The sequence below is a fragment of the Nocardia tengchongensis genome, from assembly GCF_054781395.1.
In genome coordinates this window covers 75,847-100,410 of record NZ_BAAGUM010000005.1, presented here as the reverse complement: position 1 = coordinate 100,410, position 24,564 = coordinate 75,847, and the positions used below count along the sequence as shown (strand labels likewise).

The 24,564-nt window shown below is 67.7% G+C and carries 23 protein-coding genes; 9 read left to right on the top strand and 14 right to left on the bottom strand.

All coding sequences use genetic code 11. The annotated features are described in order from the left end of the window. Nucleotides 1–70 precede the first annotated feature (70 nt). Entirely contained in the window at nucleotides 71–328 is a 258-nt protein-coding gene (locus tag ACYVKL_RS09270; protein WP_379168354.1) for a hypothetical protein, read from the bottom strand. After that, nucleotides 325–561 carry a MarR family transcriptional regulator gene (locus ACYVKL_RS09265; RefSeq protein ID WP_379168352.1) on the bottom strand — a complete coding sequence of 79 codons (237 nt, stop codon included), beginning with the start codon at nucleotides 559–561 and terminating at the stop codon, nucleotides 325–327. The genes ACYVKL_RS09270 and ACYVKL_RS09265 overlap by 4 nt, the downstream gene beginning before the upstream one ends. A 174-nt stretch (nucleotides 562–735) precedes the next feature. On the opposite strand from ACYVKL_RS09265, the gene ACYVKL_RS09260 reads away from it, so the two are divergent. Further along, the gene (locus tag ACYVKL_RS09260; RefSeq protein ID WP_379168349.1) at nucleotides 736–1,953 is read left to right on the top strand and encodes a helix-turn-helix domain-containing protein; all 1,218 of its coding nucleotides are present in this window, start codon (nucleotides 736–738) and stop codon (nucleotides 1,951–1,953) included. Nucleotides 1,954–1,980: 27 nt separating this feature from the next. Here ACYVKL_RS09260 and ACYVKL_RS09255 read toward each other — a convergent pair whose 3' ends face one another. Both ACYVKL_RS09255 and ACYVKL_RS09250 read right to left on the bottom strand, forming a co-directional pair. Further along, nucleotides 1,981–2,883 (bottom strand): SGNH/GDSL hydrolase family protein, encoded by a 903-nt coding sequence (locus tag ACYVKL_RS09255; protein WP_379168347.1) that lies wholly within the window; start codon nucleotides 2,881–2,883, stop codon nucleotides 1,981–1,983. Beyond that, the gene (locus ACYVKL_RS09250) at nucleotides 2,884–3,807 is read right to left on the bottom strand and encodes an SGNH/GDSL hydrolase family protein (protein WP_379168345.1); all 924 of its coding nucleotides are present in this window, start codon (nucleotides 3,805–3,807) and stop codon (nucleotides 2,884–2,886) included. 84 nt (nucleotides 3,808–3,891) lie between these two features. Between ACYVKL_RS09250 and ACYVKL_RS09245 the strand changes: the two genes are divergently transcribed. After that, nucleotides 3,892–4,224, top strand: a complete 333-nt coding sequence (locus ACYVKL_RS09245) for a hypothetical protein (RefSeq protein ID WP_379168343.1) — start codon at nucleotides 3,892–3,894, stop codon at nucleotides 4,222–4,224. A 7-nt stretch (nucleotides 4,225–4,231) separates the two neighbouring features. Here ACYVKL_RS09245 and ACYVKL_RS09240 read toward each other — a convergent pair whose 3' ends face one another. Then, nucleotides 4,232–5,038 (bottom strand): LLM class flavin-dependent oxidoreductase, encoded by an 807-nt coding sequence (locus tag ACYVKL_RS09240; RefSeq protein WP_379168341.1) that lies wholly within the window; start codon nucleotides 5,036–5,038, stop codon nucleotides 4,232–4,234. A 242-nt stretch (nucleotides 5,039–5,280) separates the two neighbouring features. On the opposite strand from ACYVKL_RS09240, the gene ACYVKL_RS09235 reads away from it, so the two are divergent. Continuing rightward, on the top strand, nucleotides 5,281–5,658 hold the full coding sequence (locus ACYVKL_RS09235) for a hypothetical protein (RefSeq protein ID WP_379168339.1): 378 nt from the start codon (nucleotides 5,281–5,283) through the stop codon (nucleotides 5,656–5,658). Between the two features lie 143 nt (nucleotides 5,659–5,801). Here the strand turns inward: ACYVKL_RS09235 and ACYVKL_RS09230 are convergent, their stop codons facing one another. The 5 genes from ACYVKL_RS09230 to ACYVKL_RS09210 form a co-directional block, all read right to left on the bottom strand. After that, a complete protein-coding gene (locus tag ACYVKL_RS09230; RefSeq protein WP_379168337.1) occupies nucleotides 5,802–6,269 on the bottom strand; it encodes a carboxymuconolactone decarboxylase family protein in 468 nt (155 codons plus the stop codon). A gap of 140 nt (nucleotides 6,270–6,409) precedes the next feature. Beyond that, a complete protein-coding gene (locus ACYVKL_RS09225) occupies nucleotides 6,410–9,895 on the bottom strand; it encodes an indolepyruvate ferredoxin oxidoreductase family protein (RefSeq protein WP_379168335.1) in 3,486 nt (1,161 codons plus the stop codon). Then, complete coding sequence (locus tag ACYVKL_RS09220) at nucleotides 9,892–11,541, bottom strand: FAD-dependent monooxygenase (protein WP_379168333.1); 1,650 nt, start codon at nucleotides 11,539–11,541, stop codon at nucleotides 9,892–9,894. Before ACYVKL_RS09220 ends, ACYVKL_RS09225 begins: the two co-directional genes overlap by 4 nt. Then, entirely contained in the window at nucleotides 11,538–12,053 is a 516-nt protein-coding gene (locus tag ACYVKL_RS09215; protein ID WP_379168331.1) for a VOC family protein, read from the bottom strand. The genes ACYVKL_RS09220 and ACYVKL_RS09215 overlap by 4 nt, the downstream gene beginning before the upstream one ends. Before the next feature lie 87 nt (nucleotides 12,054–12,140). Then, nucleotides 12,141–12,704 (bottom strand): TetR/AcrR family transcriptional regulator, encoded by a 564-nt coding sequence (locus tag ACYVKL_RS09210; RefSeq protein WP_379168329.1) that lies wholly within the window; start codon nucleotides 12,702–12,704, stop codon nucleotides 12,141–12,143. Between the two features lie 100 nt (nucleotides 12,705–12,804). On the opposite strand from ACYVKL_RS09210, the gene ACYVKL_RS09205 reads away from it, so the two are divergent. After that, the gene (locus ACYVKL_RS09205; RefSeq protein ID WP_379168327.1) at nucleotides 12,805–13,671 is read left to right on the top strand and encodes a fumarylacetoacetate hydrolase family protein; all 867 of its coding nucleotides are present in this window, start codon (nucleotides 12,805–12,807) and stop codon (nucleotides 13,669–13,671) included. Further along, nucleotides 13,668–15,533 carry an acyl-CoA synthetase gene (locus tag ACYVKL_RS09200; RefSeq protein ID WP_379168325.1) on the top strand — a complete coding sequence of 622 codons (1,866 nt, stop codon included), beginning with the start codon at nucleotides 13,668–13,670 and terminating at the stop codon, nucleotides 15,531–15,533. The genes ACYVKL_RS09205 and ACYVKL_RS09200 overlap by 4 nt, the downstream gene beginning before the upstream one ends. Nucleotides 15,534–15,617: 84 nt before the next feature. Here ACYVKL_RS09200 and ACYVKL_RS09195 read toward each other — a convergent pair whose 3' ends face one another. The 3 genes from ACYVKL_RS09195 to ACYVKL_RS09185 all read right to left on the bottom strand — a co-directional run bounded on the left by ACYVKL_RS09195 (nucleotide 15,618) and on the right by ACYVKL_RS09185 (nucleotide 18,766). Then, nucleotides 15,618–15,965, bottom strand: coding sequence for a DoxX family protein (locus ACYVKL_RS09195; protein WP_357198124.1), 348 nt, complete (start codon nucleotides 15,963–15,965; stop codon nucleotides 15,618–15,620). A 154-nt stretch (nucleotides 15,966–16,119) separates the two neighbouring features. Then, nucleotides 16,120–17,091, bottom strand: a complete 972-nt coding sequence (locus ACYVKL_RS09190) for an alpha/beta hydrolase (RefSeq protein WP_379168323.1) — start codon at nucleotides 17,089–17,091, stop codon at nucleotides 16,120–16,122. A 121-nt stretch (nucleotides 17,092–17,212) separates the two neighbouring features. After that, the gene (locus ACYVKL_RS09185; RefSeq protein WP_379168322.1) at nucleotides 17,213–18,766 is read right to left on the bottom strand and encodes an acyl-CoA carboxylase subunit beta; all 1,554 of its coding nucleotides are present in this window, start codon (nucleotides 18,764–18,766) and stop codon (nucleotides 17,213–17,215) included. A gap of 196 nt (nucleotides 18,767–18,962) precedes the next feature. On the opposite strand from ACYVKL_RS09185, the gene ACYVKL_RS09180 reads away from it, so the two are divergent. The 3 genes from ACYVKL_RS09180 (at nucleotide 18,963) to ACYVKL_RS09170 (ending at nucleotide 22,327) form a co-directional block, all read left to right on the top strand. Then, nucleotides 18,963–19,586, top strand: coding sequence for an LppP/LprE family lipoprotein (locus tag ACYVKL_RS09180; RefSeq protein ID WP_379168320.1), 624 nt, complete (start codon nucleotides 18,963–18,965; stop codon nucleotides 19,584–19,586). A 203-nt stretch (nucleotides 19,587–19,789) separates the two neighbouring features. After that, nucleotides 19,790–21,013, top strand: coding sequence for a PucR family transcriptional regulator (locus ACYVKL_RS09175; protein ID WP_379168891.1), 1,224 nt, complete (start codon nucleotides 19,790–19,792; stop codon nucleotides 21,011–21,013). Nucleotides 21,014–21,127: 114 nt separating this feature from the next. Next, complete coding sequence (locus ACYVKL_RS09170; RefSeq protein WP_379168318.1) at nucleotides 21,128–22,327, top strand: esterase/lipase family protein; 1,200 nt, start codon at nucleotides 21,128–21,130, stop codon at nucleotides 22,325–22,327. Between the two features lie 40 nt (nucleotides 22,328–22,367). Here the strand turns inward: ACYVKL_RS09170 and ACYVKL_RS09165 are convergent, their stop codons facing one another. Beyond that, nucleotides 22,368–23,030 carry a TetR/AcrR family transcriptional regulator gene (locus ACYVKL_RS09165; RefSeq protein ID WP_379168317.1) on the bottom strand — a complete coding sequence of 221 codons (663 nt, stop codon included), beginning with the start codon at nucleotides 23,028–23,030 and terminating at the stop codon, nucleotides 22,368–22,370. A 124-nt stretch (nucleotides 23,031–23,154) separates the two neighbouring features. Between ACYVKL_RS09165 and ACYVKL_RS09160 the strand changes: the two genes are divergently transcribed. After that, complete coding sequence (locus ACYVKL_RS09160) at nucleotides 23,155–24,522, top strand: ABC1 kinase family protein (protein ID WP_379168315.1); 1,368 nt, start codon at nucleotides 23,155–23,157, stop codon at nucleotides 24,520–24,522. The last annotated feature ends 42 nt before the right edge of the window (nucleotides 24,523–24,564 follow it).

The window sequence follows — 24,564 nt, the reverse complement described above, 5'->3', positions numbered from 1 at the left end:
ACGGTGGGAACAACCATGGCCAGGACCCACCCCCAGAACAGCGAGGTCTCGTAGTGGGCCAGGTGGGTAATCATCTGTCCAGCTCCCTTCGCTCGAAATCCGGTGTATTCCAGTGGCTTTCATGGGCGCTCGCGGGCTCCACCTCGGTCACGACCAGGCCCAGCGCCCTCAGGTCGGACACGTCGACCTCGAGCTCACACAACTGCATGCAGTAGGCGTCCATCGGGATCGGCCACCCGTCCGCGCCGACCACTGACCAGGAGCCATCGGCGTGCTGGAGGTAGCCGATCCCGGATCGCCTTGCGGGCCAGGGACTTCGGCCGGTCATCGCGCGTACCGACTGAACTTCGTGGCCCAGGCCGCGCGGCCTCGGGGAGTGATCGACCAGCGGGAGTCGTGCGGCGACGGCACCACCAGGCCTCGTGACTCCAATTGCCCGATTGCCCGGCGGGTAGACCACCCGGTGATCTGGGCCCGTTCGCTGATCTGCGGGGCGGTCAGCAGCCCGCCCCGCGCGAGCACGCCCAGGACTGCCGCCTCCGCCATGGACCCCGTCGCCATCGGTACCCCCTTCGATCGCCTGCCCGTCGTGGACGAGTACCGAGCACCGGCGGTCCGGCGGCCGATACCCGCTCCCTCACCTTGACAGCCTGGTCAGGTGACTTTGTCCCGCTGCGGGACAAGGCTTGGCGACGCACGTAATCTGTGTCTTGTCAGCGCCATGGAGGGAGCGGCATGACCGCCGAAGATCTGTTCATCGGGCAGCGGGTCAAGGAGATCCGGAAGCGGCGCGGCATCACGCAACAGGTGCTGGCCGACCGGACCGGACTCTCACGCGGCGCGATCGCGAAGTACGAATCCGGTGAGCGCCCAGTGGATTCGCGGCGCACCCTGCTTACTCTGGCTGGGGCGCTGGGCGTCACCCTGGGTGATCTGACCGGGCACGAACACGACAAGTTCGACCCGTCCACCGCCGGATTCCACACCGCCGTACCGGATCTGGAGACGATCCTGTGGGCTCAGGGCAACGTCACTGACACTCGGCCACCGCGCACCCTGGACCAACTCGCCGCCGAGGCGGAGCGGGCTACGAAGCTCCGCAACGACTGTGACTATGCGGCGCTCGGACCAATGCTCGGGCCGATGCTGACCGACGCCTACCGTCATGTCCGCGATGCCGAGCGCGAGCACGCGGAGCGGGCCTGGGATGTGCTCGGCACGGTGGCCTACGGGGTCGCGTCGGCACTGCGAGCACGTGGGTATCACGCGCTCGCGTGGACGGCAGCGCAGGAGGCCGAGCGCGCGGCGAATCAGATCGGCGCGGCCGCACCCCTGGCCGCGGCCGCCTTCAGTCGGGGACAGATCATGTTGTCCCGCCCCGATGCGCTGCCCGCCGCCCTGGCCACCACGATGGGGACGGCGGAGCGGATCGCCGCCGAGGTGCGTACGGTCGGCGAGATCGAAACGTACGGGATGCTGCACCTTCAGGCGTCCATCGTCACTGCCATCATGGGGACCGATCCGGAACCCCACCTGGTCGAGGCGGCGGAGCAGGCGGGCCGGCTGGCCGATGCGAAGCCGAATACGTCTGTCGCGCGCAATGAATCATTCGGACCGGCCAACGTGGCACTGTGGCGAATGTCGGCGGCGATGGAGCGGCGGGAGCCGGGCCGGGTGCTCGCGCTCGCGCCAACCCTCTCGGCCGCGGATCTGCCCAGCGAAGGGCGGCGGGCTCAGTACTTCGTGGAGATCGGCAAGGCGCACGCCATGCGCAAGAACTACCGCGACTCGCTGTACGCCCTGCTGCGAGCCGAACACGCCGCACCCCAGCACGTGCGCACCATGCCGCCCGTGCGCGAACTGGTCGGCCACATGATGCGCACGGCCAAGCGGGATCTCACGACAGGCGATCTGGGCAAGCTCGCGAACCGGGTTGGCGTCGTACCCGCCTGACCTTCAGCTCGACCTCTCGTGAACAACTCAGCGTCCGTAGCGGGCGTAGATCGCGGTCGCGAGCATGGTGTCGCCCTCGGTCGACGGATGGAAGGGCAAGCCGCCGATCCCGGTGCGGGGGTCGAGAATCCCGTTCAGCCACGGGCTCTGAGAGCAGAGGCCATGACCGGCGGTGAGGGCTCGCGCATCGAGGAAATCGATGCCCAGCAGCTGGGCGGCTTCGCGCTGCGCCAGGTCGATCTGGTCGAGGTACTCCACCAGCGCGCGGCCTCGCGGATTGATGAACGGCGCAGCCCCCATGATGCTGAGACAGATGGTGCTGCTTCCCGGGGTGAACAGCTCCGGGTAGCCGACGAATACGATGCGCGCGTTCGGTGCGTAGTACTTGATGTAGGTGACCGTGTTGCTCATTCGCATGGCCATCAGCGCACCGGACACACCGGTGTAGTCCGTCATCCGGCCCTGATCGACAGCCTCCGGGTCACATCCCAATTCGACGTTGAGCACGCAGGACGCCAAGGAATCCCACAGCGACCGATCTGATTTTCCCCATTTGTCGTTCATCCCGAACTGCAATGTCACCAGCTTGGTGTTCGGTCCGAACGCGCCTTCTTTATCCGCCCGCAGCGCCTGCTGACTCATGGTCCATCCGGGCCCGCTGTCGATCGACGCACCCGGGCACGACGGGTCGGACACATCTTCGGTCCCGTACACGCCCATCCGTTTGGCCAGCTGGACCGGCCAGGCCGTGGGCCCGTGATGATTGCAGTTCCGCTCGGATTCGAAATGGTTCCAGTCGTTGGCGGAGTACGAATCACCCAGCACCACAAGCTCTTTGCCTGCCGGAACCGGATCCGCCACCGCACTACCCGTCGTGACCGCGAACGCCGCGATGGTGGCGCACAACCACCGCCTGCCATTGCCCAACATTCAGCGGCCGTAGCGGTCGTAGATCGCGTTCGCGAGCACGGTGTCGCCCTCGGTCGACGGGTGGAAGGGCAGGCCGTCGATGCCGGTGCGGAAGTCGAGGATTCCGTTCAGCCACGGCTGTGTGGAGCAGAGGCCGTGGCCGGCGGTGAGGGCTCGGGCGTCGAAGAATTCGATGCCCAGTAGTTGGGCGGCTTCGCGCTGCGCCAGGTCGATCCGGTCGAGGAATTCCACCAAGGCGCGACCGCGCGGGTTGATGAAGGGGGCGACGCCCAGGACGCTGAGGCAGATGGCATTGCTTCCCGGGGTGAGGAGCTCCGGGTATCCGACGAATACGATGCGCGCGTTCGGTGCGTAGTACTTGATGTAGGTGATCGCGTTGCTCATGCGCTTGGCCATCAGCGCACCGGATACGCCGGTGTAGTCGGTCATCCGGCCTTGGTCGACGGCCTCCGGGTCACATCCCAATTCGAGGTTGAACAGGCAGGACTGCAAGGAACTGAACAGCGTCTGATCCGATGTTCCCCATTTGTCGTTCATCCCGAACTGCACTGTCACCAGCTTGGTGTCCGGCCCGAACGCGCCTTCTTTGTCCGCCCGCTGCGCCTGCTGACTCATGGTCCAGCCGGGCCCGCTGTCGATCGACGCGCCCGGGCAGGACGGGTCGGACACGTCCTCGGTGCCGTACACGCCCATCCGTTTGGCCAGCTGGACCGGCCAGGCCGTGGCCCCGTGTCGATTGCAGTCGTTCTTGCCTTCGAAATGATCCCAGTCGTTCGCAGAGAATGAATCACCCAGCACGACAAGATCTTTGCCCGCCGGAGCCGGATCCGCGACCACGCTGCCCGCCGTCGCCGTCGTGACCGCGAGCGCCGCGATGGTGGCGCCCAGCCACCGCTTGCCATTGCCCAGCGGTACAACAGACATCATCGACACCCCGACTCCACATTGAAGCGTGATCTTTTCATTCCGATTGGCAGCGTATTCGACTCAGCGGCGTTGGGAAGTGACATGGGGACATTCGGCATCGAGTTCACCGATCCGGGTACGCAGCGCGATCCGGCGATGGCGTCGGGCCTGATCCGGCTGGGCGACGATACCGAGTATTTCGGGGCGCCGACCGGCTACTGGGGTGTGGACGACTACCAGGCCGGTTGGACGGCGGCGCTGCGGCGGATTCTCGACGGGGAGACTGTCGCGTGCCTGCCCGTCACGATGAGCGATCCGAAGACGACCAACTTCGTCGAGGTGTGGGCGCTCTACCGCGACGGCGACGCGATCTCGGAGTGGACCGTGCAGGTCACCGCTATCGAGGAGTTCGTCGACAGCGGTGCGGGGCGGTAGCCACGGACTATTGGGCGGCCCGGAGGTCGGCGGCGAAGGCGTAGTCGCGCCGCCAATCCTGGCCGGTGGGGGCCAAGATCACGCGCTCGACGCCCGCGGTCTCGTAGGCGGCCAAGGCGGCGGCGGCCTGGTGCGGATCCGCGGGCAAGGCCGGGGCGACGACCGTCACCGTGGGGGTCGGGCGGTGGTAGTGGGCGGCAAGGTCGCGTAGCTCGGTGAGCAGGGCGGGTAGCTGGTCGAGGCCGGGGTTGATGGGCATCCAGGAGTCCGCGAAGGCGGCGGCCCGGCGACGAGCCCGGGCGCTGTTGCCCGCGACCAGGATCGGCGGCATCGGGGCGGCCGGGGACAGCGTGACCTCGAGGCCATCGTCGAGCGTGACTGGTTCGCCGGCGATCAGTTTCGGGAGCGCCGACAGTGCGCGGTCGGTGCGGATTCCGCGTTCGCCGAACGGGACACCCGCTGCGCGCCAGCCGATATCGCCGTGGGCCGGGTTGCCGGTGCCGACGCCCAGCAGGGTGCGGCCGTCCGAGAGTTGTTGCAGGGTACCGATTTCCTTCGCAGCCCAAGCGATCGGGCGTAGAGCCAGCAGCATTGCGCCGAAGCCGATCCGGATTCGATCGGTGACCGCCGCGGCGGTGGTGAGGGCGACGGTACTGTCGAGCATGGGTTGACTGGCGATGAGATGGTCTGTCGCCCACAGGGATTCCAGCCCAGCGGCTTCCGCGGTCCGCGCGCTGTCCCGGATCTCGCCGGCCCCGAATCCGGCCTCACGCGGCCCGGAAGTGGGTAGGAATACGCCGATCTGAACAGCCACAGGTCTGCCTCCGATTTGTGAGCGATTGTGCCGCAACCGACGTTAGGTCCCCGAACCAGACGTTCCAAGGTTCGATCCGCTCGAGCGCATGCCCGATACGCGCACACCAGCACTGCTCTCAAGGAATTCCTCGACAGCCACGCCGAAATTCCGAGCGGGGACCGGCAGGGCTTGTACGGTTTTCGCAGGTAGCCAACTATTCGCTGACTGCCGGTGTGAAATCCCCTGCCCGAGAGGTTCGAATGCGCAGATCTATCGTGGCCGCGACGGTCGCGGCGGTGGCCTGGTTACCGCTCGCTGTCGGCCAGGCCGCTGCTCAGCCACTTTTCACCCCGGAACCCGACGGCGTGATCCGCGTCGATTCATCTCCCGGCGAATGGTGGAAGTGCGGCCTCTACAGCATCGATCCACCCACGGCGAAGGGTTTGCCACCGGTGGTCAACTACTCCCCCGGCTCCTGGTCGAGCCCGACCGGGCAACCACCCGCCGACACACCGCTACCCGACTTCGCGACACCACCGGCCTACGCCGAATTCGCGCCCGGAACGCAGGTCTTGGCCGACTGCATCAGCCAATACGCCCCGATCTTCTGGCTCCAGGTAATCCAGACCCAACCCTGACCCCCGACGTGCGGAGACCCTTTTCATGCTCGTTCTCCTCGGCATCATCCTCTCCCCGGTGATCGCTCTCACCGCCCCGATCTGGGCCCCGATCTGGCTCGGAACCCAACTCGGAGGAGCACTGCTCGTCACCCCCTGACCGGCTACCACTGGCCGGGGGTGTACTCCCCACCCACCATGCCCGCCAGCACATTCAGGCGGTTCCAGGCGTTGATGGTGGCGATCAGGGAGATCAGCGCACCGATCTGGTCGTCGTCGTAGTGCTTGCGGACCTGGACCCAGGTGTCGTCGGAGACGCCGCCGCCGTCGGCCAGACGGGTGCCCTCCTCCGTCAGCGCCAGCGCGGCGCGCTCCGGATCGGTGAAGACGGTGGATTCCTTCCACGCCGCGACCATGGCCAGACGGACCGGGGTCTCACCGGCGTGGGCGGCGTCCTTGGTGTGCATGTCCAGGCACATCCCGCAGCTGTTGATCTGCGAGGAACGGATCTTCACCAGCTCCTGGGTCGCCTTGGGCAGCGTGGACTCGTCGACCACACGGGCGGCGGTGACCAGGCGCTTGTTGAACTTGGCGGCAATGTCGTTGGCGTAGAGGTTGAAACGCGGTTCCATGATCTTCTCTTCTCTGCGAGGACGTTCGGTCCGGGCTGGGACGCTGCGTCTCAGCCGGGCTTCGTCAAGGTGACGACGCAGCCCGGCAAGGTGTGACACGGCTCAGCGTTCGTCCCTGGAACCAGCCGATCCCGATCCGCTCACCTCCCCGTATGGGGTAGGAGGGCGGCGACTCTGGCCCGGTAGGCATCGACGTTCGCGGCCTTGATCGACTCGTAGCCGCGGATCATGTCGGGGAGGTCGGCGATTTCGACGGCCAACGCGTGGGTGCCGGGGTTCAGGGTGTCGAGGAGTTCGGTAATGGTGCTGCGGTATTCGGCGATCAACGCCCGTTCGGTTCTGCGGACCGCGGCGTAGCCGAAGAGATCGAGGCGGGTGCCGCGGAGGCGACGGAGGGCCACCAGCGCACGGTAGGCCGGGCGGAACCATGGGCCCAGTTGGAGTTTGTTCTTCATGCCGAGGGCACGGAGGGCGGGGGGATGCAGGCGGTAGGAGATGCGGGCGCCGGGGCCGAATTCGGCTTCGACGGCTCGGCGGACTCCGGGGTCCAAGGAGAGGCGGGCTACCTCGTATTCGTCCTTGTAGGCCATGAGTTTGTACAGGTTTCGGGCGACGGATTCGGTGAGGGCGGTCGAGCCGGGGATTCGTTCGGATTCGACACGGAGGACCTGGGCGATGAAGGTGCTGTATTCCCTTGCGTAGGCGAGGTTCTGATACTCGATCAGGTCGGGAACGCGGATGCCGAGTAGGCGGTGGAGTTCCGTCTCGGGGTCGACCGGGAGGGTCGCGATGAGGTTCGCGGCCGCATTCGCCAGTGGGCGAACGGTTTCGACCGGTCCGCGAGCCCGCTCCAGAGCGGCGGCGAAGGCGGCCGGATCGGCGACTGACAGTCGGCCGTAGCGAAAGGCGGACGTATTCGCCTCGGCTTGAACACCATTGAGGACGATGGCCTCCTCGATGGCAGCCGGCGCCAGCGGCAGCGCCCCGGACTGCACGGCCGCGCCCGCGAGCAGCAGATTCGCGAACTGATCCGCGCCGAGCAAGGCACTCGCCGCGCTGCGCGCATCGAGGAAGAAGGTGACGTCGGCGGCGGCCCGGATGCTGTCCAGGATCGGCCCGGACGCGGGGAAGGACACGGTCGGGTCGATGACCATCTGCCCGGTCGGGACTTCACTGGTGGACACCACCGCGACCGTGCGCGCCGGATCGACGGCCGCGAGGTAGCGGGGTTCCGCCGCGACGAGCAGGTCGCAGCCGAGATAGAGGTCGCATTCGACGGCAGTCGCCTTGCTGCCCTGTTCGATCGGCTCATCGGAGAACTTGAGGTCGGAGACGACGGCGCCGCCCTTCTGCGCGAGACCGGTCTGATCGAGCGCGCGGACCCGATGCCCGGCCAGCGTGGCCGCGGTGCTGAGCAGCTGGGCCAGCGTCACCACGCCGGAACCTCCGACGCCGGTGATGCGCGTGGTGTGGGTTCCGCGGAACGTCCCGGGCGGGGCGGGCAGGTCGTTCGGGTCGAGGGCCGCGGTGCCGCGCCGGGCACGCTTGCCGGCCGGGACGACGGACAGGAACGACGGGCAGTCCCCCGCCAGGCAGGATCGGTCGATATTGCAGGAGGACTGGTCGATGCGGGTCTTGCGACCGAATTCGGTGTCGAACGGCTGCACCGAAAGACAATTCGACTTCTGCCCGCAGTCACCGCAGCCCTCGCAGACACGTTCATTGATGACGATGCGTTCCACAGGCGTGGGCGCGAGCCCGCGTTTGCGTTTCCGCCGCAGTTCGGTTGCGCACTCCTGATCGTGGATCAACAGTGTGACACCGGCTGTGCGGGACAGGGTTTCCTGCGCCTCGATCAACCGGTCACGGTGCCAGACCTGAACGCCTTTGGGCAGCTGGACTTTTCGATACCGCTTCACCTCGTCGGTCGTCACGATGATCCGCGCGACGCCTTCGGCCAGCATGGCGGTGCAGATCGCGGATACCGGCATGACCCCGACGGCCTGCTGGCCGCCGGTCATCGCCACCGCCGAGTTGTAGAGCAGCTTGTAGGTGATGTGGCTGCCCGCGGCGATCGCGGCACGCACCGCCAGGCTGCCCGAATGGTGGAAGGTGCCGTCTCCGAGGTTCTGGATCATGTGGGTGCGGGCGAGGAAGGGCGCCATCCCGATCCACTGTGTCCCCTCACCGCCCATCTGGGTGAGGCCGGTGACGTTGCCGACCTGGGCGGGACTCATCAGCGACACCATGCCGTGGCAGCCGATGCCCGCGCCGACGGTGGCCCCCTCGGGCGTCTTGGTGGAGACGTTGTGCGGGCAGCCCGAGCAGAAGTACGGCGTTCTGGTGGCGAGCGGCAGTGCGCGCGAGGCGATTCCGGTGCGGCGGCGGCCTCGCCATTGCTCCGCGGACGGGAATCCGCCGATCGCGGACAGCCGTGCGGCCAGCTTCGTGGCGATAACGTCCGGGTCGAGTTCGCCATCCGCGGGCATGAATACCGTGCCGTCGGGCAGCCGCTTGCCGTGGACGGCGGGAGCTCCGGGGCCGCCGTACAGCAGATCCTTGACCGCGGTCTCGAGGAACGGCCGCTTCTCCTCGATCACCAGGATTTCGTCGAGGCCCTCGGCGAATCGCCGGACGATGGTGGGCTCGAGCGGATGAATCATCCCGAGCCGCAACAGCCGGACACCGCGGCGGCCCAGCTCGGCGTCGTCGAGCCCCAGCATCCGTAAGGCTTGCCGCACATCGAGATACGTCTTGCCCGCCGCCACGATCCCCAACCGGTCGCCGTCGCCGCGCTGGGTGATCCGATTGAGGTCGTTGGCGACCGCGTACCGTCGCGCGATCTCGAGCCGCGCGCCCTCCCGGCTGCGTTCGAGCACACCGAGCGTCGGCTGCAGCACCTGCGCGGTCACCTCGTGCCGGTAGACGGCGCCGTCGACGGTCAGGTCGGGCACGACGGGCCGCACCCGATCGGGGTCCAGGTCCACCGTCCCCGAACCGTCCGCCACATTGGTGGCGATCTTCAATGCCACCCACAATCCGCAGGCCCGCGACATCGCCACGCCGTGCAGCCCGAAGTCCAAGGCCTCCTGCGGATCCGCCGGGTACAGGGTGGGCAGTCCGAGATCGGCGAGCAGCCCCTCGGACGCGCCGGGCACGGTGGAGGATTTGGCGGCGGGGTCGTCGCCGACCAGCGCCAGCACCCCGCCGTCCGGATGCGTGCCCATCAGGTTCGCGTGCCGGATGGCGTCGGAGGCGCGATCCAGGCCCGGTGACTTGCCATACCAGAGCGCGAGGACGCCGTCGACCCGCTTGTCGTCCTGGGTCGCCGCCCATTGCGTGCCCTGCACGGCGGTCGCCGCCAGTTCTTCGTTGACGCCGGGGCGGAACACGATGTCGTGCTCGTCCAACAGGGCGGCGTTGCGGGCGAGTTCGGTGTCGTAGCCGGCAAGCGGCGAGCCTTCGTAGCCGGAGATGAAGGCCGCGGTGCGCCGACCTGCGCGGACGTCCGCGCGCCGCAGCTCCAGCGGCAGGCGGGCCAGGGCCTGGATACCGGTGAGGTGCACGGCGCCGACCTGCCGGGTGTACCGGTCCGACAGGGTGACCGGTGCGATCTGATTCGTCATGGGGTCGGCTTTCTGCCGCAGGCGGTTCGGAGTGCGGCGGCGAGATCGGCGGCGGGTGTGCCGGAGCCCTGATCGGTCGACCAGGCGATGTGCCCGTCCGGCCGGACCAGGATGGATCCGGCCGCGCCGATGCCGAAGCGATCGGTGTCGAGTTCGAAATCGTGGCCGACGATGAAGGCCCGGCACGGGACCTCGCCTGCGGCTTCGGAAAGCGCTGTCGCCCAGTCGGATCCGGACGGACCCGCGATCAGAGTGAACCACGGCCCCAGCAAATCGAGGGTCGACGCCGTGGCGCCCTCGTGGGCGATCCACGCATGCGGTAGCCGCGCGCCGAGGACGGCCGTGGCGATCGGATCGGCGGTGACGTCCGCGCCGCCGTAGACGTAGCCCAATTCCTGATCGAGATCGTCGAAGTGCTCGCGGTGCCGCGGGATCGCCGCGGCCAGCAGCTCGCGCTCACGCTGCGCGACCGAGGGTTCCGCACTGTCGAGCCGCTCGGCGATCTGAACAGTGAGCGGCCCGATTCCGGCGTCGAACATCTTCAGGGCATTGGCGACACTGCGCTCGGCATTGCTGAGCGCGACCGCGCTGCGCTCGGTCCCATAGGTGTCGAGCAGGGATTCGGGCGCCCAGCCACCGAGCACGGCGGCCAGCTTCCAGCCGAGGTTGTCGGCGTCGGCGAACCCGGTGTTCATGCCGAGCCCACCGGTCGGCGGGAATTGGTGCGCACTGTCACCGGCGAGCAGCACCCGGCCGGTGCGATAGGTTTCCGCCGTGCTGGCCGCCATGGTCCAGGTACCGACCGAGCGGATGTCTACGGCGAGGTCCGCGCTGCCGACGGCGGTGCGCACCAGGTCGATACAGCGCTCCGGGGTGTAGTCCGACAGCGATTCCTGGGCCGGGTCGAACGGCCGGTTGAGCGTCCATCGATGCCTGCCGTCCATTCCGATGAACACACCTGGTGATTCGGCGTTGATCATCCAGATCAGCAGGGCCGGATCGGTTTCGGTCCAGGGCGACAGGTCGGCGTGGAAGTAGATGTTCACCTGCTGCCCGAGCTCGGGCAGTCCCGCCATGCCGATTCCGAGCTCGGCGCGCAGCGTGCCCGCCGCGCCGTCCGCAGCGACAACGTATTGCGCCGCGATAGTTCTTGTCGCACCGCCGGATTCGACGAGCACGTCGACCCGATCACCGGTGTCGGTGACACGGACGACGGTGGTGTCGAAGTGGACGGTGGCCATGGCCTGCGCTCGCAGCGCGTCGAGCAACCGCTGCTGTACGCGATCCTGTGCGCACGAGGTGATCAGCTCGGGAGAGGCGTTACCGCGGCGCGCGATTCGCTCCGTGCCGTCGTCGGCCAGATTGATCCGGCCGAGCGATTCCCCTGCGAGGGTCTGCTTCCAGACGATATTGAGCATCCACTCCGGGGCCACCGCGTCACCGGTGACGGCCTCGGCGATGCCCCAGGCCCGCAGCAGTTCCATCGAGCGCGTATTGACCACGTGCGCGCGGGGATGCGGATTGACCGCTCCATAGCGCTCGCAGACGATGCTCGGAATGCCATGTCGCCCCAGCACATACGCGGTGGCGAGGCCGACCGGGCCCGCGCCGGCGATGAGCACCGGGGTCTGCTCGGCCGCGCTCACGACCGCCGCACCAGATCGGCCAGGGGCTCGCCCGCTTCGAATCGGGCGACGAGTTCGTCGGCATCGAATTCGACGCCGATGGGATTGGCGTCGAACGCGCCGGAGTCGAAGAAGTCGGTCAGCTCCGCGTCGGTGGCGAAGTTGTCGATCTGCAATTCGATGTGATTGCCCTCCGGGTCCTCGTAGTACATCGAGGTGGTGGGGCCGTGATTGATGGTCCAGAACGGTTGCACGCCAACGCTCTTCAGGCGCTGATAGGTGCCGAGCAGGTCACCGAGCGAGTCGTAGGTGAAGGCGACGTGGTGCAGTCCCGAGTGCGCGTCGGTGGGCCGCTGGGAGGCGCCGGTGGCCAGGAACGCGACGCGATGATGCTCGTCGTCGTAGGTCATGAAGGCCAGCATGTCGTTGCCGAACACGAGGCGACCCTCGAGCACCTGCACGTACCAGTCGACCATCTCCGGCAGTCGGCCGGTGCGCAGGACGACGTGGGCGAGTTTTGCGGGTGATGCCATGAGCGGACTCTCCTTTGAGCCGAGAACATCTCTTGAATGCGATACAAGAGAAGCTAGGCCCGCTCATGAATGGAAGTCAAGAGGTACCTATCGACTCGCCTCCGCGGTGGCCACCAGCGAGGTGATGAGCAGGTCGACCAGCTCCCCCGTCGGCCGATCCAGCCGGCGCACGCTGATCAGCAACCCCTCGAACAGCACATGGGCGAGATCGGTGATCGACGCCAGATCCGCACCCGCGGCGGCCCGCTGCGAGATCGCGGCCAGCAGCCGCTCCTCGAGCCAGTCCTGTATCCGCCCGTAGACCGCGCGCAGCGTCTCGGTCTCGTCCATGCGCTCGTAGGCGACGCGATGCAGCCCCCGATAGGGCTCCATCCGCACCAGCAGGTCGACCAATTCGTCCCGCGGATCGCCCGCCGGTTCGGCCTCGACGAGTGCACGCGTCTCACCGAAGATCGAATCGACGACGGCGGCGAAAAGGTCGTCCTTGGTGGGGAAATACCAGTGCACCGCCGCGGGCGCGATCCCGGCGGCCCGGCCGACCGCCGCCACGCTGGTGCCGCGATAGCCGTTCTCGGCGAAGAGCTCGCGAGCATGGGCGACCAGTTCGGCTTGGCGTTCGGCCTTGGGGATGTCCTGGCGATTCTTGGGCATGAGCCAACTCTAGGCCCGCTCTTGACTGAGAGCTAAGACGTGCTCTTAACTGTCAATCAAGAGAAGGCCGGCGCGGTGCCGGTGAACAAGGAGGTTCGGCATGCGTCTCTACTCGACCGACGACGGGCTCGCGCGAGAAGACCGCGCCGGCGTGCTCTCGCTACTCGACCTGCCTTACGCCGAGGTCGGCGCACTGCTGCGCGGTCCGGGACTCGACGCCGCCCGTACCGCGACGGTGCTGCGTGAACAGGCCCTCGAGCAGGCGGTGCTGCGGCCGCCGGTGGCGCGGCCGGGGAAAGTTCTGATCATCGGATTGAACTACGAGAGCCACGCGACCGAGGCCCTGGACATGTTCGCGGCGCTGGGAAAGACCGACATCGCGGTGCCCACCGAACCGAACATGCAAGTCACGGCCGGGTCGGCGGTCGTCGGGCCCGGCGATCCGATCACGCTGCCGGAGGTCGCGGCGGAACAGGTCGACTACGAGGGTGAGGTCGCGGTCGTCATCGGCACACCCGCCCGCGGTGTGTCCATCGGCGCGGCCTGGCGTCATGTGGCCGGGCTGACCATCGTCAACGATGCCTCCGCGCGCGATATCCAGCTGCGCGCGATGACCGGCGACCCCACCGCCTCCATCGGCGTCGCCAAGAGCTTCGACACCTTCAAGCCGCTCGGCCCCTGCCTGGTGACCGCCGACGAATTCACCGAGACACCCGACCTCGCGCTGCGGACCCGGGTGAATGGGGAACTGCGCCAGGAGGATCGGACCAGCGGCTTCATCCACTCCATACCGGAGTTGATCGCGCATGTGTCGCGGTACCAGACCCTCGAACCCGGTGACGTGATCTGCACCGGCACTCCGCGCGGGGCCGGCGTGTTCTCCGGGAGATACCTGCGGGCGGGCGATCTGGTCGAGGTGGAGGTAGAGGGCATCGGGGTGCTCGCGAATCCGGTGGTGCGCGCGTGAACACGCGGCTCGAGCCGGACTTCGCCGGCGAACTCGCGCGCCTCGAGTCGATTCCGCTGAGCGACCGGGACCTCCCGGGCAGCACCTACGAGCTGATCGCACGGACCGCACGCCGCCATCACGACCGGCCCGCACTGCATCTGCTGCCCGGCGGGACGGACTGGGACAAGCCCGAAACCTGGTCGTACGGTGAACTTTTGCGGCGCGTCAACCAGGCCGCGAATCTGTATGCCGCACTGGGGGTCGAGCCCGGCGGCGTCATCGGGCTGATGCTCCCCAATACCGGGACCACCTATGCCGCATTGTTCGGCGCACAGGCGATCGGCGTCGCCAACCCCGTCAATCCGATGCTCGCCACGGAACACATCGTCGACATCTTCCGGCTCACCGGCGCGCGCGTACTGGTCGCTCCCGCACCGGAACTCGATGCCCCGGTCTGGCGCACGGCGTGTGCGGTCGCCGCGGCGCTGCCCGGACTGCGTGCGCTGATCTCGGTCGGCGGTTCGGTCGACGACGCGCCGCCGCAATGGGCCGGAGACTTCGACGAACTGGCCGCGGCCCAGCCTCCGGAGCTCACCGTCGACCGGCGGCCCGGGCCCGCGGATGTGGCCGCGTACTTCCATACCGGCGGCACCACGGGCACACCGAAGGTCGCGCCGCAGACGCACGCGAATCAGGTGTACGTCGCCTGGGTCGTCGCCCAGCACGCGCTGTTCGCCGGAGAGTCGGTCACGCTGGCGGGCCTGCCGCTGTTCCATGTCAACGCGGTGCACATCACCGCGCTCGCGCCGTTCCTTGCGGGGGGATCCGCCGTCTCGCTCGGACCCCTCGGCTATCGGGACCGGGCCGCGATGGCCGACTTCTGGCGGATCGTGGAACGCTATGGCATCACCGGCTTCTCCGCGGTGCCGACCGTCTACGCCGCCTTGCCCGCCGTCCCGGACGGAGTCGACATCTCCAGCCTGCGCGCCGGAATCGTCGGGGCGGCACCGCTTCCAGGCCGGGTCCGCGCGGACTTCGAATCCGCCACCGGGATACCGATGCTCGAGGGATACGGCCTCACCGAGGCCACCTGCGTCAGCGTGCTCGCACCGGAGACCGGCAATCGGCCGGGCGCGGTCGGACTGCGACTGCCGTACCAGCGGATCAAAGCCGTGCGGGTCGACGACGATGGACTGCCCCGCGGCGATTGCCGCCCCGGCGAAGATGGTGTGCTCGCCATCCAGGGCCCCAATGTCTTTCCCGGATATCTCCGGGCCGGACCTACCGGCCCGGCACCCGACCCCACCGGAATCGTCATCGACGACTGGTTGATCACCGGCGACCTGGGCCGAGTCGACGCGGCGGGATTCGTCACCCTGACCGGCCGGGCCCGCGACGTCATCATCCGCGGCGGCCACAATATCGACCCTCGGCTGGTCGAGGAGTCACTGCTCCGGCATCCGGATATCCTTGCCGCCGCGGTGGTTCCGAGACCCGACGCGCATGCCGGAGAAGTCCCGGCGGCCTATGTGGTCCTGCGCCCCGGCGCTGCGGCACCGGCCGCGGAACTTCTGACCTGGGCCGCCACGCACGCCCCCGAACCTGCGGCAGCCCCGAAGTTCATCGACCTCATCGCGGCGATACCCCTCACCGCTGTCGGCAAGGTGCACAAGGTGCCGCTGCTTCACGACGCGATGCACCAGGTCGTGGCACGGGAACTGCGGGCGGCCGGGCTGCACGGCGACATCGCCGTCTCGCCGCGCGACGGCCGGCCGCACGCGCACATCGACGTGGCGTGCAGCGCATCCGACGACCTGATCGGCGTCCTCACCGAACGCCTCGACGCGTACTCGTTCTCCTACGATGTCGATCGCGCCTAGGCAGTCGTGAATACGAGGGAACCGCAGATCCGGGATCTGCGGTTCCCTCGTATTCAGGAAGGCATTCCCACTGGCCCGGGGTGGTCAGGCGGCGAAGCCCAGGCCCATCGCTACGGCGACCGGGACCAGGTACAGCAGCGGGAAGGGGATGCTGCCGTAGGCGCGGGCTCGGATGATGGTGATGATCGCGCCGGCGAAGTACAGGATCAGGCCGATGGCCGCGGCCACCCCCACGAACGGGATGAACAGTCCGGCAATCAAACCCACCGCGCCCGCGCCCTTGGCCAGGGCCAGCGGCGTCCACCACGCCTCCGGCACCGAGTACTCCCGCAGCGGGCCGACCACGAACTCGGCCCGTCGGTACAGCGAGAACGCCGAGAATCCCACCCAGGCGGCGGCGACAACGGTGACGATGACATAGGCGATCGACATGACAGACTCCAATTTCCTTGCGGGAGAAGGCGCTAACCGCCATCTGCGAGACGTTCAGCCGAGGCTGGGACGGTGCGTCTCAGCGGGCTTCGTCAAGGTGACGACGCAGCCCCGCAAGGTGTGACATGACCCAGCTTTCGCTGGGCCGCGTCCGTCAGTTCGGCAGGCCCATGCCCTGCGCCAGGATGGGCCAGGAGTCGCGGAGGGCCTGCTCCCAGTAGGGCCAGTAGTGGGTGCCTACCGGGGTGAATTGGTAGGTGGCGGGGATGTTCAGGCCGTCGAGACGGTCTTTCAGGTTGTGCGAGCACTGGTTGGTCGCGGCCTCGATGATGATGCCGAGCGCCAGGCTCGCCGCGCCGTCGACTTCGGGTGAGCTGAGGTAGTAGTCGACGTCGTCCATGACCGGGATGCCGCTGCCGCTGGAGACGTAGAGCAATGTGCCGCGCAGTTTTTCGGCGTTGATGATCGGGTCGTTCGCGGCCCAGGCGGGACTGTTGTCGGGGCCGTACATGTTCTCGGGGTTGCCGCCGCTGCGGCCGACGGCGAGCTTGATGTATTCCTGGCCGACCGGGTCGGCGACCTGGGCGCAGCCGCTGTAGGCGGCGACGGACTTCCACAGGCCGGGTTTCGCCTCGGCCAGCTGCAGCACCGAGGTGCCGGAGGTGGACAAGCCGGTCAGGGCGTTGACACCGGTGGATTGCAGGGTCTGATCCAGGAGCGGCGGCAGTTCCTCGGTGTAGAACGTCCGCCACTTGTTGACGCCGAGTTTGGGATCCGGCTGCTGCCAGTCGGTGTAATAGCTGGCGTAGCCGCCGATCGGCTGGATGACGTTGACCGGTTTGTCGGCCAGCCATTCCAGGGCGTGGGTGCGGGCCTTCCAGTTCGCGGTGCCGTAGCCGCCGTCCAAGCCGTTGAGCATGTACAGGTTCGGCGCGGGCTGGGATTCGTCGGCCGGACGCTGGACGTCGACCGTGACGTCCTTGTCCATGGCCGCCGAATACACCGTCAGGTGCCAGGTGCGGCCGTCTTTCACGATCGAGGTGATCGACGACGGCTTCGGCGGTTCGGGTGCGGCCGCGCCGGTGGCCAGTGTCGCCGAAACCGCGGCCGCGACCACGAATGTCACGGCGCGCCTGAATGATTGGTGTATCACGATAAACCCCCGAAAGAGAAGGTGGTCAGAATGCCCAGGCCCGCGACGAGGCTAACCCGCCCGGGCATTCAGCGGTACACACCATTTCGAGGGGCTACATCGGGTAGATCGGGTGCTTGCGCGGGTTGAATTCCGGCTTGACGCGGGGCTTGTCGCGGAGCAGGCGCAGCGCGTGGCGGATTTCCAGGCGGGTGCGGGAGGGTTCGATGACGGCGTCGATGTAGCCGCGTTCGGCGGCGACCCACGGGGTGGCGACCGTCTCGTTGTAGGTGTTGACCATGAATTCGCGGGCGGCGGCGCGGTGCTCCTCCGGCACCGCCGCCAGCTGGCGCTTACCGAGCAGGTCGACCGCGCTCTCCGCGCCGATCACCGCGATCCGGGCGGTCGGCCAGGCCAGGCTGATGTCCGCGCCGACCTGACGCGCGGCCATCATGCCGTACGCGCCGCCGTAGGACTTGCGGACCACCAGGTTGATGATCGGCACCGTGGCCTCGATGATGGCGCGCGGGACCCGGCCGCCGCGGATGATGACGCCGTTGGCTTCCTCGGTGAGACCCGGGAGCACGCCGGGGGTGTCGGCGATGAACACCAGCGGGATGTTGAAGGCGTCGCAGAGGCGGATGAAGTAGGTCGACTTGTCCGAGCAGGCGGCGTCGATGGAACCGCCCAGCACCAGGGGCTGATTGGCGATCACGCCGACCGGGTAGCCGTCCACGCGGGCGAAGCCGGTGATCAGGTTCGGCGCGAAAGCGGCTCGGATCTCGTGGAATTCGCCGTCGTCGAAGAGACGCAGCAGAATCTCGTGCATGTCGTAGCCGGCCCGGTCGGAGTCCGGGATGATGCTGTCGAGTTCGAGGTCGTGGGCCGTGAGCTCCGGTTCCAGGCCGGGATTCACGATCGGCGGCTGTTCGACGCAGCTGGTCGGCATGTAGCTCAGGTAGTTGCGGGCCCAGTCGTAGGCGTCCTGCTCGGTGTCGGCCACGTGGTGCAGGGTGCCGCGTTCGGCCTGCACCTGCGCGCCGCCGAGCTGTTCGGCGGTGACGTCCTCGCCGTTGACGGCCTTGATCACGTCCGGCCCGGTGACGAACATGTACGAGTCCTTGGTGCCGATCAGCACGTCGGTGTTGATCGGCCCGTACACCGAACCGGCCGCACACTTTCCGAGAATGATCGACACCTGCGGCACATACCCGGACAGCTTCTCCAGCACCCGGGAGATGTCGCCGAACGAGGCGATGGAGCCGACCGCGTCCTGAATCCGCGCCCCGCCGGAATCGTTGATCGTCACCACCGGGCACGCGTTGTCGAACGCGAACTTCAACGCCCGCATGAACTTCTGCGCGGAGGTGACGCCGACCGATCCGCCGTACACGGTCTGATCGTGGGAGATCACCACTACCGGCCGGCCGCCGATCAGTCCGCGCCCGGTGACCAGTCCGTCGCCGTACAGCGCGTCCGATTGCCCGGGCTGCCGCGCCAGCGCCCCCGTCTCGATGAACGTCCCCGGATCCAGCAGCATGTGCACCCGCTGCCGGACACTGGGAATCCCCTTCTTCGCCCGCTTGGCGATCGCGGCCTCGCCTGCGGGCTCCGCGGCGATCTCCAGCATCTTCGCCAATTCATCGAGCTTCGCCCGTGTACCGATCACGCCCGGTCCAACCTTCCCAGCCAAATCATGTGCCCTGCGCACGTTAGGCGGTATCGCCCCCGAACGTGACACCGAACCAGATAAACGGGACGAATCACAACCTCGGTCGAAAACTCGCCTCGCACTCGCGGACCAGCGCAACGCTTCCGCACCGGTACGCGAATAACTCGGTAGCACCCAGGGGAGAGGACATTTCATGAAGAAGCTCGCGGGGATCGTCGCGCTGGCCGCCGCACTGGCGTTGACGACGGCATGTCAGGACGAGACGACGCCGAGGCCCGGAGGTGCGCCGACCACGGCGGCGGCGACCACGCCGGGGTCGGCGCAGCCGTCCGACACCCAGCAGCCGCCCGGCACGACGCAACCGGCGAGCGGCGGCGCTCCCGCCACCGCGGGCAACGGCAAGTGCGTGGATCTGAAGTCGCCGGTGGTCACCGCCGCGCTCGGCAAGATCGGACCGAGTGTCAGCGATGCGAAGTTCGTCGCGTACAGCGGCACCGAGGCCGCCGTCGGCTCGTGTCCGGCGCTGCTGTGGGTGCTGGCCGATACCCAGGGCGGCACCGCCAGCTCGCCGTGGCACGTGCTGCTGTTCAATCACGCGGGTTTCCTGGGCACCGCGACCAAGAAGTGGACGTCCTACACCTCGGTGGTCGGGTCGTCCGATCGCAGCGTCCGGGTCGAATACCGGTGGCTGGCGAGCAAAGACGCCAGCTGCTGCCCCACCGGCGGACCGGTCGACGTGACGCTCACGCTGGGCGCGGACGGTCACACCGTCACCCCCGACCGTGACTTCCCCACCGAAGTGACCAATCCGAAGTAGGCCGGAAAAGTGAGCAATCCTGCCGCTCTGCCCTTCCGGGAGCGGCGGGATCCGCCCGGATTCCGAAGTGATTGCACAGGCAGGCAAGGCAATTCACGCTCGGCCCGGAGCCGGTTCGAAAGGGAGTAGAAGGTGAGCTGGCGGCCACTTTAGAGTTCGATCACCGTGAACTCGCGGTCGATCACCTCGGAAGAGAGTCGATGATGACAACCGACGGAGCGCTCCGAACCGGCTTGACCGTCTCCGGCCGGCCGATGTCCCGCCCACTACAGGATGTGGGGACCCTGTCCCGGCAATTGGTGGGGCATTTCGTCGACACCGTGATCCCCTGCGGCACCCTCCCCGGTGATGTGATCTCCGGTGATGTCACCAGCGTGACCCGCGTCTGCCTGGAACTGGCCGTCAGCATGTTGGACGGCAAGGACATTCCGGCGAAGGCGGAGCGGCTTTCCGAAGCCGCCGCGGGGTGGTCGCGCGAGGGCGTGCCGATCGACACCGTCCTGCATTCCATCCACGAGGGCTTCAAGGTCGGCATGGACCTCATCACCTCGGGCGCCACGGCACAGGATTACGCGCATCTGATGGACGGCGCGAAACTGGTGGTGGAACTGCTGGACACGATCAGCGCCACGGTGGCCCGCGCGTACGTGAGCGAATACCGGGCGGTGGTGAGCGAACACCACAATGCCGTACACACGCTCACCTCCGCACTGCTCGGCGGTCACCCGACCTCGACGATGGCCCGCGAATGCGGCATCGACATTGCAGCCGAGTATTCGGTGGTGGCGCTGGACATTCCGCGACATCCGGACGAACGCCATCCGATGCTGGACGCAAAGGTGGTGGCCCGGCGAAAGTTACGTCGCATTCAAGCCGAACTCGCCACGCGCTGTGGTGATTCCGCGCTGGCATTGTTGAGCGTGGACGGCGGCACCGTCCTGTTACCCGCCACCAGCCCGGTCGTCGACCGCCTCGACGAACTGATCGCGCAGTTGTCGGCGGCGGCCCGCGTTCGGATCACGGCGACGGTCGTGGTGGCGGGTCCGGCCGACATCCCGTCCGCGGCCGATCGCGCCCATGAACTACTCGATATCGTGCATCGCCTGGCCTGTGATCCGGGACTCTACCGATTCACCGACATGGCGTTGGAATACCAGCTGACCCGGCCGGGTCTCGGCCGGGAAACCCTTGGCGCACTATTGGATCCACTCGACGCCCATCCCGAGCTGTTGCAGACCCTGCGCTGCCACATCAGCACGAACCTCAATCGCCGCCGCACCGCGCGCCTGATGCACATCCACACCAACACCGTCGACTACCGGGTCAAACGCATCTGCCAGATCACCGGTTTCGACCCGACCGTGACCTCGGGCCTGTGGCAGCTGCGCGCCGCGTTGATCGCCCGCTCCTTCACCGACCGCGAGTAGCCGCGCACGACACTGTTGTTGCGCACCATGGTTGCGCCGCCACCGATTCGGGCGGCTTTCCAAACTCTGGTTCGGTACCGCCGCAACCCCCTGTTCCGCTCCTAGTTTCGCCGCATGAGACGAAGAATCCGCCCGCACGCACTACGGGCCATGGTCATCGTGGGAGCCTCGCTGTTGACGCTCGCATTCACCGGAACAACCGCGGGAGCCGAACCCGCGCCCACCGAACAACAATTGGCCGACTACATCGCGCAGGGCCGCACGGTGGCCGCGCCGATCGCGGACTCCGGGAGCGGCACCGGCTCGGCCTGCAACTCCGGGAGCGGTGCTGGGTCGGGCAACGGCTCCGGCGACTGTTACGGCGGTTCCGGGTCCAGCGCCGGCTTGTCGGGCGGGTACGCCTCCGACACCGTGGGTTACGGGCCGCCCATGACGTCGTGGGTGGCGGCCTTCGGGTACGGGCTCGCCAATCCCGACGCCGCCCCGCCGGGCACCAACGACTGGAAATGCAAGCCGACGACGGCCCATCCGCGTCCGGTGGTGCTGGTACACGGCACCTGGATGAACGCGTACAACGGATTCGCGTACATGAGCAAGCCGATCACCGACGCCGGATTCTGCACCTTCACCTTCAATTACGGCCGGTCCGGCCTGGTGCAGGGCGGCGGGCTGGGTGCGGTGCTGCCCGGCGTGATGGGCACCGGCTACATCCAGGATTCGGCGAAACAGCTGGCCGCGTTCGTGGATCGGGTGCTGGCGGCGACGGGCGCGCCGCAGGTCGATATCGTCGCGCATTCGCAGGGCGGGCCGATGTCGGGCTGGTACACCAAGTTCGAGGGCGGCGGGCCGAAGGTGAAGCATCTGATCACCTATGGCGCCACCCATCACGGCACCTCACTGGACGGGATCGGCGCTTTGGGCCGGGCGGTCAACAACTTCGGGATCGACGTCCTGGGTTTCGTCGAATTGTTCGTGGGGCACGCCGGAATTCAGCAGACCATCGGCTCGGATTTCGTGAACAAACTCGATGCGGGCGGTGACACCGTGTCCGGCATCGACTACACGGTGGTCGGCACCCGCTACGACGAGATCACCAACCCGTCGGAGCTGACCTATCTGAAGGCCGGTCCGGGCGCGCACGTGGACAACATCGTGCTGCAGGACGGCTGCGAACAGGACGTGTCCGACCATCTGACGCTGATGTATTCGCCGCGAGCGCTGTCGATCGCGTTGCGGGCCTTGGATCCGGCGAAGTTCCCGACCCTGCAGTGCACCTTCAACCCGTGGGTACTCGGCGGTGGAGGGGGGTTGTAATCGAATCGGCCGCGGGTCCGGCGGACGCTGCCGCTCACCGTCATCGGGCAGCGGCCGCCGGACTCTCGTGGATCTCCGCGTGGATCCAGGCGGCGATCATGTATCCGGTCATGGCGACGACCTCGTGCCGCTCGTCGCTGCCGACCTCGAGCGCCGAGGCGCGCATCACCCCGGCGAAGCCGGTATTGACCAGCACCGCGGCCATCACGTCGTATTTGTGGTCGTTGCCGGGACCGAGCAGTTGGATCAGCAGCACCTTGACCAGCAACCGCAGCCGCGGCTCGAATTCGGGCAGGCCGCTGTTGTAGAACTGCACGCCGCCGACCAGCGCTCGCACCAGTTTCGCGTTCGCGACCGGTTCCTGGGTGAACATGTCGAGCAGGCCGGTGACGATCTCGGTGCGCGCCTGGATGGACTGGGTCTCCGAGTGCGGCGGGAGCCCGGAAAGCCATTGCGTGAAACGGTTCTCGACGCGTTGCAGCAGTTGTTCGAGCAGTTCGTCCACCATCACGCCGCGGTCGGCGAAGTACCGGTAGACGGTGCCGATGCTGACCCCGGCCTCGGCGGCGATCCGGTTGGTGGAGGTGTCGGCGATGCCGCGCTCGCCGAACAATCGGGCGGCGGTGTCGAGGATGTGCGCGCGGGTGGCCTTCGAGCGTTCCTGGGTCGGGCCGCGACGCGGTCGCGCTGCCTTCGACGGCATCACAGCCTCCCTGCTGTGCGGCGAAAATGAGCTTTGCTCATCTTAGGCCGCCTTCGCCGACCCGGCGGTATGTTGTTGCCACACAGGCCCGCCCGCCGTGGCGACCCACACGGAGGTACCGAGCATGACCGGTCGAGTACGTGGCGGCCGGGTCGCGCGCGGCAGCCAACTGGGCAAACTCGCCGCCGGACAGGCGTTGCGCGGGGCCGGGACCCGATTCCAGATGATCGGGCGGCCCGAGGAGGCGCGCCGGATTCTCGCCGAACGATCCACCTTGCAGGCGGCGCAACAGCTGGTCACCGTCCTGGGCGGGATGAAGGGCGCGGCGATGAAGCTGGGCCAGATGCTGTCGGTGCTGGATGTCGACCTGATCCCGGCGGCGCATCGGGAAATGTTCCGCGACAAGCTCGCCGAACTGCGCGACCGCGCGCCCGCGGTGGAGTTCACCGCCATGCGCGAGGTCATCGAGGACGATCTGGGACCCCTCGCGCGCGTCTTCGCGGACTTCGACGAGACGCCGATCGCCGCGGCCTCCATCGGGCAGGTGTACCGGGCCACGCTGCGCGACGGCCGGACCGTGGCGGTCAAAGTGAAGTATCCGGGCGTGGACAAGGCCGTCGCCGCGGATATGCGCAACCTCGAATTCTTCAGCAGGCTCTGGAAATCCGCGCTGCCCAGCGCCGCCGACGGCGGCGTGCTCGACGAGATCGCCCGCAATATCGGCAGCGAACTCGACTACACGCAGGAGGCGCGAACCCAGCATCGCGTCGCGTCCCGCTTCCGCGGCCACCCCCACATCGTGGTGCCCGACAGCATCGAAGAACTGTGCGCGCCCAGCGTTCTCGTCACCGAGTTCCTCGACGGATCACCCTTCGAGCACATCCGGGCCCTGCCCGCCGCCGACCGCGACCGGATCGGTGAGGTGATCTACCGCTTCTACATCAGTTCCCTGTTCACCGATTTCGAATTCTGCGGCGACCCGCACCCCGGCAATATCCTGCTGACCGCCGACGGCCGGGTCGGATTCGTGGATTTCGGCCTCTATCACCGGATGGACCCGCGCCACGTGGAATTCGAGCGCACCGCCCTGCGCGCCGCCGGCGAGAACCGCCCGCAGGACCTGTACGACCTGTGGGTGCGCCGCGGCATCATCGACCCGGACGCGGGCGTCACCCCGCGCGAATGCTTCGAATACGTCTGGGCCGCAGCGGGCTGGCATCTGCTCGACGAGGACATCACCATCACGCCGGAGCTGGCCACGGCCGCGGTCGTGCACGCCGTAGACCCCCGCGCCGCCGAATTCCGCGGTATGCGCCGCCAGCTCCTCCCACCCGAACACGTCTTCTCCCGCCGCGCCGACCTGCTCACCTTCGCGACGCTGGGCCAGCTCGGGACCACCGTCAATTGGCATCGCATCGCCCGCGAATGGCTCTACGACGAACCCCCGGTCACCGAGATCGGCCGGGCCACCGCGAGCCGGAACTCTCCGTAGTGCGGCGAGTTCGTGCGAGGTGGCGCCCCGGGTCGACAGGCC

Bases quoted from the DNA above. Each gene is read 5' to 3' on its own strand.
- ACYVKL_RS09235 (WP_379168339.1), top strand. From the start codon at position 5,281: ATGCGCAGATCTATCGTGGCCGCGACGGTCGCGGCGGTGGCCTGGTTA.
- ACYVKL_RS09195 (WP_357198124.1), bottom strand. From the start codon at position 15,965: ATGTCGATCGCCTATGTCATCGTCACCGTTGTCGCCGCCGCCTGGGTG.
- ACYVKL_RS09165 (WP_379168317.1), bottom strand. From the start codon at position 23,030: ATGCCGTCGAAGGCAGCGCGACCGCGTCGCGGCCCGACCCAGGAACGC.
- ACYVKL_RS09250 (WP_379168345.1), bottom strand. From the start codon at position 3,807: ATGTCTGTTGTACCGCTGGGCAATGGCAAGCGGTGGCTGGGCGCCACC.
- ACYVKL_RS09230 (WP_379168337.1), bottom strand. From the start codon at position 6,269: ATGGAACCGCGTTTCAACCTCTACGCCAACGACATTGCCGCCAAGTTC.
- ACYVKL_RS09265 (WP_379168352.1), bottom strand. From the start codon at position 561: ATGGCGACGGGGTCCATGGCGGAGGCGGCAGTCCTGGGCGTGCTCGCG.
- ACYVKL_RS09170 (WP_379168318.1), top strand. From the start codon at position 21,128: ATGAGACGAAGAATCCGCCCGCACGCACTACGGGCCATGGTCATCGTG.
- ACYVKL_RS09255 (WP_379168347.1), bottom strand. From the start codon at position 2,883: ATGTTGGGCAATGGCAGGCGGTGGTTGTGCGCCACCATCGCGGCGTTC.
- ACYVKL_RS09210 (WP_379168329.1), bottom strand. From the start codon at position 12,704: ATGCCCAAGAATCGCCAGGACATCCCCAAGGCCGAACGCCAAGCCGAA.
- ACYVKL_RS09205 (WP_379168327.1), top strand. From the start codon at position 12,805: ATGCGTCTCTACTCGACCGACGACGGGCTCGCGCGAGAAGACCGCGCC.
- ACYVKL_RS09175 (WP_379168891.1), top strand. From the start codon at position 19,790: ATGACAACCGACGGAGCGCTCCGAACCGGCTTGACCGTCTCCGGCCGG.
- ACYVKL_RS09225 (WP_379168335.1), bottom strand. From the start codon at position 9,895: ATGACGAATCAGATCGCACCGGTCACCCTGTCGGACCGGTACACCCGG.
- ACYVKL_RS09245 (WP_379168343.1), top strand. From the start codon at position 3,892: ATGGGGACATTCGGCATCGAGTTCACCGATCCGGGTACGCAGCGCGAT.
- ACYVKL_RS09160 (WP_379168315.1), top strand. From the start codon at position 23,155: ATGACCGGTCGAGTACGTGGCGGCCGGGTCGCGCGCGGCAGCCAACTG.
- ACYVKL_RS09270 (WP_379168354.1), bottom strand. From the start codon at position 328: ATGACCGGCCGAAGTCCCTGGCCCGCAAGGCGATCCGGGATCGGCTAC.
- ACYVKL_RS09260 (WP_379168349.1), top strand. From the start codon at position 736: ATGACCGCCGAAGATCTGTTCATCGGGCAGCGGGTCAAGGAGATCCGG.
- ACYVKL_RS09215 (WP_379168331.1), bottom strand. From the start codon at position 12,053: ATGGCATCACCCGCAAAACTCGCCCACGTCGTCCTGCGCACCGGCCGA.
- ACYVKL_RS09180 (WP_379168320.1), top strand. From the start codon at position 18,963: ATGAAGAAGCTCGCGGGGATCGTCGCGCTGGCCGCCGCACTGGCGTTG.